A 13152-nucleotide genomic window follows, 5' to 3' on the forward strand; every position below is an offset into this window, starting at 1 on the left:
CTAGCTTGGCTTAAAGTTCGATAGTGTGTTTAATTTCACTCACCATCTTTTCCGTTGCAGTCACACCCGACATAGCTAAGTACCAAGCATCAACATCTAGGAAGGTAATTTTCTTGTTCTTGTATGCAGAAGTCGCTTTAACCAAATCGTTATCAAGCGATTTAGCAAGGTCATTGTCAGACTTTGCGTGAAGTGCGTTTCTATCAATAACGAGGATGTTTTTCGGGTTGGCTTCGCGAATAAACTCATAAGAAATGACGTCACCATGTGTGCCCGTTTTGAGATTCTCCACAGTCTCTGAAAAGCCAAAATCTGAGTAAATCGCGCCAAAACGAGATTTCGCACCAAATGCACTGATGTTGTCACCAATGCTTAGAATTGTGAGTGCATCATTATTGTTGGTTTGGTTGTAATCACGAATCGCCTTGAACTGTGCATCCAGGTTTTCAATTTTTTGTTCAACCTTTTCTTCCATATTGAAGATCTTGCCAACGTTGCGCCATTGCGCTTTTGTGCCATGCCAGTAGCCTTCGTTTTCACCTGATGCGAGCACAACTGTTGGTGCTATTTCACTTAACTCATCGTATTTTGACGAACCGCGAGGACCAACCAAAATCAAGTCCGGCTTTTGCATGTAGATGGTTTCAAAGTCTGGTTCGAAAAGACTACCTGCCGATGTGTAATGAGTCTTGCTGTATTTAGATAAGTACTTTGGAAGATGGGAGGCGTTCGATACCGCTACTGGATCGATGCCAAAACTATCCAGCATATCGAGTGGGCCAAAGCCAATCACAACCACTCGTTTGGGGGATTGTTCAACTTCTGTCGTTCCCATGTAATGGTCAATTTTGACGGTTGCAGCAAAAGAAGGTGAAATTATAAGCAGCGAAAGAATTGCCGCACTGACGAGTTTTTCCATTTTTAAGCCTTAATGAGATCCGTTATCATGCGCATTCGCAATATATCCTTACTCAAACAGGCATTCAACCAATTATTCGATAACTTTACATTCGTTACACTTCTAAATAGGCTTATTAAATCAACAAATTACACCATACAGATATCGAATTTGAGACGGTAAGCGCAAAGTTGTCATTTTGATATTTATCAACTCAGTGAATGTTTATACTAGATTTAAATGACTCACTAGAAAGGACTAGATAATGAAGAAGTTAGCATTGGTTTTATTTGTTGCTGCACAATTGATGGCTTGTACTGAAGTTGGTAGTGAAGCATGGTGTAACGACATGAAAGAAAAGCCAAAAGGCGAATGGACAGCAAACGAAGCGTCTGACTTTGCTAAGCACTGCGTTTTCTAATTCAGAAGTAAGCGCTTATCGCTCTTAGCAAAAAATGCTCATGATGACCCACAACATTGTATTTCGGAATTCAAACGTTGTGGGTTATTCGTAGGCATCAAGAAATGTTTTTAGTGCCGTTTCATCAACAATCTCAAGCCCCTGCTCGCCTTTTCTGATCAAACCTTTGTCCATCAGATCTTTTACCGCTCGACGATAAACGCGTCCTGACGTGCCAAATCTTTCCGCTTCTTGGTTTACCTTGTCAAACCCACCCAGCAAGGTGTTGGTCTGCTTTTGTACGAGCAAGTCATAAGCAATGTTGTAAGTAATTGGGTGTAACAAGCGATTGGTATAGATATCCATTGAATCTTGATAATCCTCCGCCAAAGCAGAAGCAAAGAAAAACATCATGTCAGGTTGCTGGTGCAGTGCCTCAGTCAGTTTTTGGATACAGATAATATCCACTTGCATATGTTCATCTGCGACCACGTTCCATTGGCAAGGCGTTTGCGTGAAGTACTCCATTTCACCATAGATATGATAGTCGCAATTGGCTTCACCTAACTGGAACCGGCGACCGTTGGCTGCAATGATACTCATCGAAACTCGCCTTACTGGCACCACATACAGATATTGAAGCTGCTCACCTTGGCGAAGGATCTCTTCACCAGAGGCGAAGTATCGACTGCCGATTTGGCATTGATAGATTAAGTCGCGAAACTCAGCACTTTTCTGTTCTAAAAAGCTTTTGAAACGTCCGGTTGGGTAAGGGCTGATTTTCACGTGAGTTTCTCTTTAATGACAACAATCTCAAACAGATTGTACTCGCTAGAATCGTTTGGTGACAGCCAATAAAAAAGCGACACCAAAGTGCCGCTTCAAAAATTAACTAAGCTGTGATCCAGTTAACTCTGCGCAATTAAGGCTTCAAGAGCAGCGTAAGACGCTAAACGCTCCCCTTCCATCATCACTTGCGCTTCATCTACGTACTGCCCTACGCCTTCCTTAACATCTTGTTGATACAGGACGACATTGTTCAAGACAGAAGCAACGTTTAGACCACGCAGGCGACCGACGGTAAAAAGCGCCGAGGTTTCCATATCCGCGCCTAGGATGCCTTTCTTGTTCCAGTATTCGCAAATCGCTTCTTCGTCGTCGGTATAGAAGCTGTCATGGGAGCGAACCACACCTAAATGATAGCGCGCTTCTTTTTCGGCTAAATAGCTGTCCAGCGCTTTCAGTAACGAAAAGCTTGCGTAAGCCGGATACGAAGAGCGAACGTATGCTTTCGAGCCACCTTCGTCTCTGACGGCGCCTTCAGCCACTATCAACTCACCGAGTTGAATGCCTTTTTGCATCGCACCAGCCGATCCCACACGAATCGCGTCTGTCACACCACACTGTTTTAGCTCTTCCACCGCAATGATCATCGAAGGAGCGCCTATACCTGTACTGCATACTGAGATTTGCTGACCTTGGTATGTGCCAGTGAACACTCTATATTCACGGTTCTCAGAGACCAATTCTGCATTATCAAACAATGCGGCAATACGGTTTGCTCGATCTGGTTCTCCACAGACGATCACTCGAGGCGCTATTTGGGTGTTGTCTACGCCAATATGAGGTTGTTTCATCATTGGCTTAACCTTGCGCTGTCGCTTGAGTTAGAGTCTTGTCACCATTGCGCTTCGCACTACGTGCCCACTCTCTAGTGCCATTTGCTGCGATGAACATGAGAATCGCGTATTGAACCGACATTGCGTACACGCCTTGTGTTGCGTAAATACCAACGCTGATGATGTTGATTACGACCCAAAGAATCCAGTTCTCAACGTACTTACGTGTCATCAAGATTTGCGCCACGATAGACAGAACTGTCATGGTTGCATCCCAGAATGGGAAAGCATCTGGCTCCAACACAGGTTCAGACAAACCTGCACCGAATACATTTAACGTATCAACGGCAATGTTAGCCAACGCAAAAAAGAATGGATCGATATAGATGGTTAATAGGGCAATCGCAACAATGCTTACTGAACCTGTCGCGATCAGCTTCTGTTTGCTTAACCAGCGCACCTCTAATGTCTCACCTTGTGCATTTGGTCTTGTCCAAGCATACCAACCATAAATATTGGCGCAGAAGAAGAACAATTGAAGCAGAAGCAATCCGTAAAGCTGAATCTGGAAAAAGATAACGGCAAAAAGTGTTACATTCAGCAAACCAAACAAATAGTTAATGGTTTTTTCTTGGCTCGCAAACCAAATACAAAGCAGACCGAAAACCGTACCAAAGGCTTCGATCCAACTCATTGCGTAGCCATCACCAATAGGAATGTTTACGAGGGTATTGTTGATGTCTAACAGGGCAAATAGGTCCATGAAGATGTCCTTTATTATTGTGCTTGGGGTGCGCTCATCTTATGGTGTCGCAGCAAACAAAAAGGAGGACATTTGTCCTCCCTTCGATGTACCCGATCATAAATCAGATCAATACTTGCTTTAAAGTGCCCAGTTTTATTCGCCACGCTTTAGCGGTTTAAGACTCAAACCCCGAGTAACGTTTCTTGAACGCAGATGCTGAAGCAAATAATAATGTTGCGAGTAGCGTTACAACAAAACCTATCGAGAATTCAAAAGCTTCATTCACTAATAGCTGGTAGCAACTTAACAAGAAAATAAACGCAACCACAGTGACGTTCATTCGATGAAACCATGGGTGCTTCACCGAGAACTTCGCGTATCCCTTTGACAACATATTGCTAATCCACCGATCAAATAATTAACATTTGTATTTATAATGAATGTTAATACTAAGGTGTTAATGGGTAAAGAGAAATCATTGATTACTAATTTCTAGCAAAACATCACATGTGCAACTGTAGTCTATTGACTAAATTAAAAGCCTTACGCTGTTTCTCTCCACCAATGTCGGCTCTAATTGCACAACCTGAGCTTCATCAGACTTCTCGTCCAATTTGCGTAACAGTGTCTCTACTGCGGCTTGTCCAAGGCGGTATTTGGGCTGATGAATCGTGGTAAGCGAAGGCGACATAAACTTCGCAATATGAATATCATCGTAACCTATGATAGAAAGCTGTTCTGGAATTTGAATACCGAGTTCATTAGCTGCATTGATAACGCCCATCGCCATCATGTCATTTGAGACAAAGATCGAGCTAGGTAGCGGGCCACGTTCCACCATTTTCTTGAAGGCTTGATAACCACCCTCACATTCGAAATCAGATTCAACAATCCAGTTTGCATTGAACTCAAGTTCTGCTTCGAGCATCGCGCGTTTGTAGCCTTCATAACGCATCTGCGCTTGGTGCTTAATTAATGGGCCGGTGATACAGCCTACCTCTTTGTGGCCGCAGTCGATAAGGTATTTCGCTGCCAGATAACCACCACGAAGTGAGTTGTCTTGAATCTTATCGCTGGTGAACAACATAGGACCCCAGTCCATCACTACAACCGGAATATCAGGGTAACGTTCGAAGACATCAATACGCTCCCCTTCTAACGATGAACACATCAAAATCAGACCATCAACGCGCTTTTGCAACAACGTATTGATAGATTCACGCATTCGCTCGTTATCGCCTTCGGTATTACAAAGGATCAGGCTGTATCCTTTGTGGTAGCAACTGCGCTCAACACCTTTTACGACTTCACCAAAGAATGGGTTGGTTGAGGTAGTCACCAGCATACCAATGGTTTTGGTGCGATTTACTTTGAGGCTACGCGCCAAAGCAGACGGCGCGTAGTAATTGAGCTCTTTGGCAGCGTTGTTGACTCGTTCCGAGATCTCTTCACTGACAAAGCGAGTTTTGTTAATAACATGGCTCACAGTTGAGGTGGAAACCCCTGCCAGTTTTGCGATGTCTTTCATCGTTGCCATGCTATCTCTCCTTTTGATTATTGTTGTTCAAGGAACTCCTCAACCTCTTTACGGGTTGGAATGGAGGTTTGCGCACCAAAGCGAGTTACTGAGATCGCAGCTGCTGCGTGGGCAAACTTAATCGCTGATTCTAAAGGTAAGTCTTCCAATAAACCAGTGACTAATGCCCCATTAAACGTATCGCCTGCCGCAGTGGTATCTGTTGCTTCTACGCGGAAGCTAGGAATGATTTCACCCCGACCATTTTGACTCAACCACACCCCTTTCGCACCGAGCGTGATCATGACGATTTCAATGCCTTTCGAATGCAGGATGTTTGCCACTTCTTGTGCGCTATCATCGTCTGTTACCGTCACGCCTGTGAGTACTTCCGCTTCTGTTTCGTTTGGTGTAATCACATCGATGCAAGACAGCAATTCATCTGACAGCTCGCGAGCTGGTGCAGGGTTAAGAATCACGTTGGTTTTGGCATCTTTCGCGATTCGCGCTGCTTTCTCGATACCGCACATTGGCGTTTCTAGTTGCATCAATAAGTAATCTGCCTGACGAATGCGCTCTAGGTCGGGCTCAATCGCTTCTGCGGTAAGTTTTGCGTTCGCTTCTGCGGAGATACAAATACTGTTCTCACCACTGTCCGCCACCTGAATCATGGCAATGCCTGTTGGGCAGTTTGGCTGCATCTTCACACCAGTGATGTCGATGCCATCCATTTTGAAGTTCTCACGAATGTTGATGCCGAACGAATCATCACCCACACACGCAATAAAACCGATGTCTGCGTTTAATCGAGCTGCCGCCACAGCTTGGTTGGCACCTTTGCCACCTGGGATAACTTGATAGTTGCGACCATGCAGCGTCTCGCCAGGGCGAGGGAAAGAAGGCACTTGAAGAACATGGTCAGCGTTTACACTACCTAACACCACTAACTTATTCATACGGTTATCCTCGGTTCTGATTGAACCCTTTATATTTGAACAGGAGTAATAGGTTTACGCTCTTTGAAAAAACGTAAGCGTATTATGATTCAGTCAGTTTTAATTTTCTAACGTACCGCTTTCGTTGTTTGGAATGACCCAACACATTCATTGGGCCATTCCGTTATCTTCAACAGAGAAGAATCACTGAGTCGGGCGCTAAACTTACTTAGTCACGACTTTAAGCGGAACAGGAATGTACTCCTCAACCTTCTCGCCTTTCAATACTTTCGCTGCAGTTTCTACACCCAACGCACCAATAAGATCTGGTTGCTGTGCGATAGTCGCTGCGAGCTTGCCACGGTTAACTGCTGCAATGCCATCATCAGTACCGTCAAAGCCAACGATAAGTACGTCTTTACCTGATGCCTGGACTGCGCGAAGCGCACCCAGTGCCATCTCATCGTTCTGAGCAAATACCGCTTGAACATCTGGGTTCGCTGCAAGCAAGTTTTCCATTACGTTCAGACCTTTAGTACGGTCAAAATCAGCAGGTTGGCTTGCTAGTAGCTCCATGTTGCTGCCCTTCACTGCTGTCATGAAGCCTTCACCACGCTCACGCGCTGCAGACGTACCTGCAATACCTTCTAGTTGGATAACTTTCGCTTTCTCACCTACTTTTTCCATGATGTAGTGACCCGCCATTTCACCACCAACTACATTGTCAGAAGCGATGTGGCTCACTACGTCACCCCGGCTTGCACCACGGTCTAACGTCAACACAGGGATCTTAGAACGGTTCGCCATACGAATCGCGTTTGACACAGCGTCTGAATCTGTTGGGTTAATCAGAATCGCTTTTACGCCACGAATCGTTAGGTCTTCGATGTTTGACAGTTCTTTACTCGGGTCATTTTGCGAGTCCAGTACAATCAAGTCGTATCCCAGTTCTTTCGCTTTCGCTTCTGCGCCGTCTTTCATCGTTACGAAGAACGGGTTATTCAGCGTAGAAACTACAATCGCCATTGTATCTTGAGCTTGCGCCGCTACCGATACGGTTGAAGAAAGAAGTGCAGCAGAGATAAGAGTTGCGAGTTTTTTCATCGTTCTAGTCCTTTGTGTAGGGTGAGCCAGCACACGTCCTCTGGCTCGGTTTGTATTCAGGATTTAGCTTTAATGTATTAGTTGTTATGGATTACTTGTTTTTGTTGTCTACCAGTACCGCTAGCAAGATAACCACTGCTTTCGCAATCATTTGGTAGTAAGAAGAAACATCGAGTAGGTTCAGCGCGTTGTTCAAGAAGCCGATGATTAGAGCACCAATCAAGGTACCCATGATGCGACCTTTACCGCCCATCAAGCTAGTACCGCCAAGAACAACCGCTGCGATAGCGTCTAGCTCGTAGCCCATACCCGCAGTTGGCTGTGCTGAAGACAGACGAGACGTCACGATAATGCCTGCAAGCGCTGCCAACATACCGCAAATGGCGTATACACCAATTTTCACACGGTCAACATTGATACCAGAAAGTCGCGTTGCTGATTCGTTGCCACCAAGTGCGTACACGTAGCGACCAAAGCGAGTGTGGTTCAGTAGGTACCAAGCTGCCGCAAAGACAATCACCATCAACCAAACTGGAACCGGGATACCAAGAGCGTAACCTGTACCGAACCATGCAAATGCGTCTGCGGTATCAGTAAAGCCCGTAGAGATAGGACGGCCATCTGTGTAAACCATGGTTACACCACGTAGTAACGTCATAGTAACCAGTGTTGCGATAAAGGCTTGAACCTTACCCTTGGCAATGATGATACCGCTGATCGCACCCAGTGCCGCACCAGCAAACAGTGCAGTCGGAACTGCGATAAGCACAGGCACTTCTAATGCAATCATACTCGCGGCAAACGCACCACATAGTGCGAGTACAGAACCTACGCTTAGGTCGATGCCAGCAGTCAAAATAACCAACGTCATACCTACCGCGATGATGGCGTTAACTGAGGTTTGACGAAGAATATTAAGAATGTTGTCTACCGTAAAAAAGTTTGGGTTCAAGAATGACACAACAACAATCAAGAAAATCAATGCGATCAGTGACTTTTGCTCAATCAGCCATTCTTTGGTGAACAGCTTCTTGCTGCCCGTTTCGTTTGGTTTGCTCATGGTATTAGTACTCATGCTGCTTCCTCATTGATCTTCTTGCCTACGGCACAAGCGAGTAGTGTTTCTTGGTCGGCGTCTTTCGCATCAAATTCGCCAGTAATTCGACCCTCATGCATTACCATGATGCGGTCACTCATGCCTAGCACTTCTGGCATCTCAGATGAAACCAAGATGATGCTCATGCCGTCGGCTTTAAATTTATTGATTAGCTGATAGATTTCTTTCTTCGCACCTACGTCAACGCCGCGAGTTGGCTCATCCAGAATCAGAACTTTAGGTTTGGTCATCAACCCTTTTGCGATGGCCACTTTCTGCTGGTTACCACCAGAAAGGTTGCCAATGATTTGGTCTCGGGTTGGCGTTTTGATGTTGAACAGTTTGATAAAGTCTTCAACCGCCACGACTTCTTCGCCATGTTGGATTTGGAAGCCTTTGGTAAGTTTATCCAATGCACACAGAGACATGTTCTCCTTCACAGATAAGCCAAGCACCAAGCCATCGCCTTTACGGTCTTCAGATATGTAAGCAATGCCATTCGCCAAGCCATCTTGTGGGCTAACCGGGTTAATGGTCTTGTTGTCTAAGTTGATGACGCCACGCTCACTTGGTAGCGCGCCGTAAATCACCTTCATCAACTCTGTACGACCTGCGCCCATCAAACCTGATACGCCAAGGATTTCTCCGCGTTGAAGGGTGAAGTTGATTTCGTGAACACCAGAACCAGTCAAGCCAATCACTTCGAGGCAAACATCGCCGTGCTTCACATCGATACGCGGGTATTGCTCTTCCAACTTGCGACCTACCATCATCTCGATAAGTCCGTCTTCGTTGGTGTCTTTAACCTCGCACTCGCCGATGAACTTACCATCACGTAGCACAGTAATGTCATCACAGATTTCGAAGATTTCTTTCAGGCGGTGTGAGATATAGACGATGCCGCAACCTTGGTCGCGAAGCTCGTTGATCACTTTAAACAGCGATTCCGTCTCTTTGTCGGTTAGTGCATCGGTTGGCTCATCCATGATGATGACTTTGGATTCGAAAGACAGCGCTTTGGCAATCTCCACCATTTGCTGTTCACCAAGGCTCAAATCACCAAGCAATGTTTTCGATGAGTGCTTTACGTTAAGGCGTTGAAGCAACTTGTCTGCTTCTTCGTACATCTTGCTCCACTGAATACGCCCCATCGTGCCAGTAAATTCACGACCTAAATAGATGTTTTCAGCAATCGTCAGCTCCGGGATCAAGTTCAATTCTTGGTGAATAATACTGATGCCTGCTTCTTGAGAGTCACGCGGACCTTTAAACGCGGCTGGCTGACCTTGATATTTAATGCTTCCTGCATCCATGTGGTAGATGCCCGTAAGCACTTTCATCAAGGTCGACTTACCGGCCCCGTTCTCGCCCATCAACGCCATCACGCGACCTGAGTAAACATTAAGGCTGGCTTTATCCAACGCCTTAACACCCGGGAAAGCTTTCTCGATGTCGCTGAGTTGTAGAATGGCTTGAGTCATAATTTGTCCTCAATTAGTTGTGGCTTAAAACACCACGCCAGCTTGGAAAATTACGTTCGCATACGGTGTGCACTCGCCTGTTCTAACGACAGCGCGGCTTTGTTCTGTGCGAGCTTTAAAATCTTCATGCGATACATAGTTAATCGCGATTTGCTTACCCGTTAGCTCGCTTTCTTTTGCTAGCTCAGTGATCAGCGCATCATGGTGAACAGGGCTAACTTTTGCGAATTCTTCAGCAATGATGACCCCTTCAATTTGGGACTCAGACAGAATCACGCGAACGGTATCAAGGAAACCAGGAACGCCATGAGTCAACGCTAAATCAATGCGTTGAACATGGTCAGGGATTGGCAAGCCCGCGTCACAAATGGTGATTTCATCGGTATGACCCAACGTCGCCACCAAGTAAGAAATTTCTGAGTTAATTAGGGTACTTTTTTTCATCTCATCGACCTTTCGGTTACACGTTCATACAACAGTGAGTGTGTCTTTTGGATTGATTTCTATATTGACAAAACACTCATCGAAACGTTTCGATGCAATAATAGAACGCCAAAAAGAATTGACCAGTCACAGATCGATAAGGTGTGAGAATGATCCGTAATTGAGTGCTAACTGATTAAGAAAAAGATATTGAGGTCACACTTCGCCATCGAAACGTTTCGATGGCATTTTTACACGAGGAAAAATTATCTTTCCGTTCGTTATCAATCTGAATTCATAAACCGAACAAATGAGTAAGCGTGTTTTGGAACAGAATAATCTGTTCAAATTATGAGACGGTGGTACCTATGAACATGAAAAAACCTCACACGACATCACAAATATCGGAAACCTCACTGACTTTCGAAAAACACACCCTTACAATTTCCTCGAATACAAGGAAAGTATCATCATCCGTTCGATACCTTAGGTGAGAACCAACTGGTAAAAACCATTAGGTTAGAAGCGTTTGTAAGGACACAAACGGAAAGTAAGAAATACATGAAATTAAGCAACAGAGTCGTTTTGCTTGTCGCCCCTGTCATTCTAATTAGCGCGCTGGTGTCGAGTTACATCATCTATAGCATTCAAAAAGTCACGCTAATCAAAAGGGAAGACAGCTATATCCAGCTACAAATGGAAAAGCTCGCTGGTCAGTTTCGCCAAGCCAATATTTTTCTTAACAGCTATGCCTACACCTTGAGTAAAAGCGAGGTGCTGCAAGATTATTTTGTGAATCATGATAACCGCTATCGTGAGAGGCAACTGTTCAAACGTTTAGATGAAACCATCGAGGTACTCAGTCACGGGTATCGAGGGGATGCAAATATGGCGATCCTCGACGGTAGGCAAGACCTCCTCTACTACACCGAAAATCAATATTACGAATCAAACGGTCGAGTCGACCCCAAGATCCTTGAGTATGTCGACAAAAGCTTTAAAACCAATGGAGACGTAAGCCATACCGGTTTTATTTACAACAGCAGCGGACAGAGCATTCTATTGCAATACGAGCTGTTTGATAAACGTACCGGAGAGCCCCCTTTAAGCTTCGACCCACAAAATGTTTTCTTTGTTATCGTGTCTGTCTCACTCGAAGCGTTTAATGACATCAAGCATGAGATTGAGTTTGATACGCACAGCGTGATTACGTTTTCAGATAAGCCGATTATCTTAGATATTCCCCTTGCTCAAACCATCCAGTTTCTGCCTCACTTCTATGCCATTTTATCGCCAGCAGAATATCTGATGTGGAATAAGGTCGATAAGGTCTGGTTAGAGCTAGCATTGTCTTTTGGTATCGCATCTTTTTGTACCATTACTTTAATTGTCTTAGTCCTGTACCGCTATGTTCTGAGTCCAGTCTCTAGGCTAGACAAACAACTGAGAGAAATTGAAGCCAACAAACGCACTAATATTGAAAAGCTCGATACTGATGATGAGATTGGGCGCCTTTCTTCCCGCTTCTTTGATATGTACGAAGAGCTGAACAACGTCTACCACAAAACTAAGCGTTTAGCGGAAACTGATCACTTAACTCAACTGGCTAATCGCCACCGCTTCCATGAGCTTGCAAACAAAGAGCTGGCAGAACCCTCAGAGCAGCTTTGGGTGATTTATATCGACCTAGATAACTTTAAATACGTCAACGACAAATACGGTCACGAACTGGGTGACAAGTTGTTGCAGGTCTTCTCCAAACACATCAGAAATACATGCCAGAAGTTCACTCAGCAGTACAATAGCCCATGTTTCGGGGCACGTTTATCAGGTGATGAATTTGCAATCCTACTCAGCTCAAATCAAGAAAACAGCGAGTTACCCGATCTGTTTGCCGCGGATTTGCTCAAGCCAATTAATAACTTAACTCAGTCAGCGAAAAACTCGTTTCCGGTGACAGCCAGCGTGGGTATCGCTCAATATCCAAGAGATGGTGGTGATATCGCTAAGCTCTTGTCTAGTGCAGACGCGGCAATGTACCAAGCTAAGCGCGCGGGTAAAAACCAATACGCTTACTACTCTGCAGCGCTCAATATCGAGGCTCAACGTCGCAGCCAAATTGAACGCGCATTGCGCAAGGCCAACGTTGAAGAAGAGTTTCATCTTGTTTTCCAACCATACATGAACAGTAATGCCAACGAGATAGAAGGCTTGGAAGTCCTATTACGTTGGGAAGCAGAAGGGATCGGCTCAGTACCACCAAACGAGTTCATCCCTATTGCTGAACAAACTGGTTTGTTCGAAAAGATTGACCGCTGGGTATTCGCAAATGCTATGGCAGAATACCATCAGCTGAAAAGCATCTTTGGGAAAGACATAATTTTGTCTATCAACCTATCGTCTGCGGAACTGAACTCGCTGTCGATGGCAGAATTCATCCATGAAAAAGCCACACAGAATGGTGTGCCTACGCGCTGTATTGAGCTAGAAATTACCGAAACTTTCGCGTCTGACAAGCAAGGTACTGCCCTACTCGATGAGTTATCGAAGCTGGGTTACAAACTGGCAATAGACGACTTTGGCTCTGGTTATACTTCTTTGACACAACTAGTGCAGTACCCAGTACAGAAAATCAAATTTGACCGAGAGTTCTTGTTGACCTTAATGAACACCGATAATGGTCATGTCATTAAACCAATTATAGAGCTGTGCCACGCACAGAATAAGAAAGTGACAGCAGAAGGCATTGAGCATAACGTCATGCACGAATGGCTTTCATCTTACCGCTGTGACTTTATGCAGGGTTATTTATTTGGTAAGCCGATGAACAAAGAACAGCTCGGCCATTGGTGGAAGTCCGCTAATGATCAGCCATTTAAAAGCACACATATCGCTTAGTAGGTAAAACATACCGCACACGAAAAGCAGCACGCTA

At 45.0% G+C, this 13152-nt stretch carries 13 protein-coding genes; 2 read left to right on the forward strand and 11 right to left on the reverse strand.

Annotated elements, in window-relative coordinates:
* Positions 1 to 10: 10 nt before the first annotated feature.
* Positions 11 to 919 carry a siderophore ABC transporter substrate-binding protein gene (locus GXP65_RS13910; protein WP_162093087.1) on the reverse strand — a complete coding sequence of 303 codons (909 nt, stop codon included), beginning with the start codon at positions 917 to 919 and terminating at the stop codon, positions 11 to 13.
* A 244-nt stretch (positions 920 to 1163) separates the two neighbouring features.
* Between GXP65_RS13910 and GXP65_RS13915 the strand changes: the two genes are divergently transcribed.
* Positions 1164 to 1319, forward strand: a complete 156-nt coding sequence (locus GXP65_RS13915) for a DUF3012 domain-containing protein (RefSeq protein ID WP_005431817.1) — start codon at positions 1164 to 1166, stop codon at positions 1317 to 1319.
* Between the two features lie 84 nt (positions 1320 to 1403).
* On the opposite strand, the gene GXP65_RS13920 is transcribed toward GXP65_RS13915, so the two are convergent.
* The 10 genes from GXP65_RS13920 to rbsD form a co-directional block, all read right to left on the reverse strand.
* Positions 1404 to 2084 carry a Crp/Fnr family transcriptional regulator gene (locus tag GXP65_RS13920; protein ID WP_162093088.1) on the reverse strand — a complete coding sequence of 227 codons (681 nt, stop codon included), beginning with the start codon at positions 2082 to 2084 and terminating at the stop codon, positions 1404 to 1406.
* A gap of 122 nt (positions 2085 to 2206) precedes the next feature.
* On the reverse strand, positions 2207 to 2938 hold the full coding sequence (locus tag GXP65_RS13925; RefSeq protein WP_162093089.1) for a nucleoside phosphorylase: 732 nt from the start codon (positions 2936 to 2938) through the stop codon (positions 2207 to 2209).
* A 4-nt stretch (positions 2939 to 2942) separates the two neighbouring features.
* Positions 2943 to 3680, reverse strand: a complete 738-nt coding sequence (gene pnuC, locus GXP65_RS13930; protein WP_010647069.1) for a nicotinamide riboside transporter PnuC — start codon at positions 3678 to 3680, stop codon at positions 2943 to 2945.
* 157 nt (positions 3681 to 3837) lie between these two features.
* Complete coding sequence (locus tag GXP65_RS13935) at positions 3838 to 4056, reverse strand: hypothetical protein (RefSeq protein ID WP_043883456.1); 219 nt, start codon at positions 4054 to 4056, stop codon at positions 3838 to 3840.
* A 135-nt stretch (positions 4057 to 4191) separates the two neighbouring features.
* Complete coding sequence (locus GXP65_RS13940; RefSeq protein WP_050909748.1) at positions 4192 to 5199, reverse strand: substrate-binding domain-containing protein; 1008 nt, start codon at positions 5197 to 5199, stop codon at positions 4192 to 4194.
* 17 nt (positions 5200 to 5216) lie between these two features.
* Positions 5217 to 6134, reverse strand: a complete 918-nt coding sequence (gene rbsK, locus GXP65_RS13945; protein ID WP_162093090.1) for a ribokinase — start codon at positions 6132 to 6134, stop codon at positions 5217 to 5219.
* Positions 6135 to 6338: 204 nt separating this feature from the next.
* Entirely contained in the window at positions 6339 to 7217 is an 879-nt protein-coding gene (gene rbsB / locus GXP65_RS13950; protein WP_005431772.1) for a ribose ABC transporter substrate-binding protein RbsB, read from the reverse strand.
* A 91-nt stretch (positions 7218 to 7308) separates the two neighbouring features.
* Positions 7309 to 8292: a ribose ABC transporter permease gene (gene rbsC / locus GXP65_RS13955; protein ID WP_005431792.1), complete on the reverse strand. Its 984-nt coding sequence runs from the start codon at positions 8290 to 8292 to the stop codon at positions 7309 to 7311.
* Complete coding sequence (rbsA, locus tag GXP65_RS13960; protein ID WP_162093091.1) at positions 8289 to 9794, reverse strand: ribose ABC transporter ATP-binding protein RbsA; 1506 nt, start codon at positions 9792 to 9794, stop codon at positions 8289 to 8291. The genes rbsC and rbsA overlap by 4 nt, the downstream gene beginning before the upstream one ends.
* 24 nt (positions 9795 to 9818) lie before the next feature.
* Positions 9819 to 10238: a D-ribose pyranase gene (rbsD, locus tag GXP65_RS13965; protein WP_038888346.1), complete on the reverse strand. Its 420-nt coding sequence runs from the start codon at positions 10236 to 10238 to the stop codon at positions 9819 to 9821.
* A 540-nt stretch (positions 10239 to 10778) separates the two neighbouring features.
* Between rbsD and GXP65_RS13970 the strand changes: the two genes are divergently transcribed.
* Positions 10779 to 13115 (forward strand): EAL domain-containing protein, encoded by a 2337-nt coding sequence (locus tag GXP65_RS13970; protein ID WP_162093092.1) that lies wholly within the window; start codon positions 10779 to 10781, stop codon positions 13113 to 13115.
* Positions 13116 to 13152: the final 37 nt, after the last annotated feature.

Origin of the sequence: Vibrio sp. LB10LO1, assembly GCF_010092875.1 — a bacterium.
GTDB lineage: Bacteria > Pseudomonadota > Gammaproteobacteria > Enterobacterales > Vibrionaceae > Vibrio > Vibrio campbellii.

Bases quoted from the DNA above. Each gene is read 5' to 3' on its own strand.
- GXP65_RS13925 (WP_162093089.1), bottom strand. From the start codon at position 2,938: ATGATGAAACAACCTCATATTGGCGTAGACAACACCCAAATAGCGCCT.
- GXP65_RS13915 (WP_005431817.1), top strand. From the start codon at position 1,164: ATGAAGAAGTTAGCATTGGTTTTATTTGTTGCTGCACAATTGATGGCT.
- pnuC (WP_010647069.1), bottom strand. From the start codon at position 3,680: ATGGACCTATTTGCCCTGTTAGACATCAACAATACCCTCGTAAACATT.
- rbsC (WP_005431792.1), bottom strand. From the start codon at position 8,292: ATGAGTACTAATACCATGAGCAAACCAAACGAAACGGGCAGCAAGAAG.
- GXP65_RS13935 (WP_043883456.1), bottom strand. From the start codon at position 4,056: ATGTTGTCAAAGGGATACGCGAAGTTCTCGGTGAAGCACCCATGGTTT.
- GXP65_RS13970 (WP_162093092.1), top strand. From the start codon at position 10,779: ATGAAATTAAGCAACAGAGTCGTTTTGCTTGTCGCCCCTGTCATTCTA.
- rbsB (WP_005431772.1), bottom strand. From the start codon at position 7,217: ATGAAAAAACTCGCAACTCTTATCTCTGCTGCACTTCTTTCTTCAACC.
- rbsD (WP_038888346.1), bottom strand. From the start codon at position 10,238: ATGAAAAAAAGTACCCTAATTAACTCAGAAATTTCTTACTTGGTGGCG.
- rbsA (WP_162093091.1), bottom strand. From the start codon at position 9,794: ATGACTCAAGCCATTCTACAACTCAGCGACATCGAGAAAGCTTTCCCG.
- GXP65_RS13940 (WP_050909748.1), bottom strand. From the start codon at position 5,199: ATGGCAACGATGAAAGACATCGCAAAACTGGCAGGGGTTTCCACCTCA.
- GXP65_RS13910 (WP_162093087.1), bottom strand. From the start codon at position 919: ATGGAAAAACTCGTCAGTGCGGCAATTCTTTCGCTGCTTATAATTTCA.
- rbsK (WP_162093090.1), bottom strand. From the start codon at position 6,134: ATGAATAAGTTAGTGGTGTTAGGTAGTGTAAACGCTGACCATGTTCTT.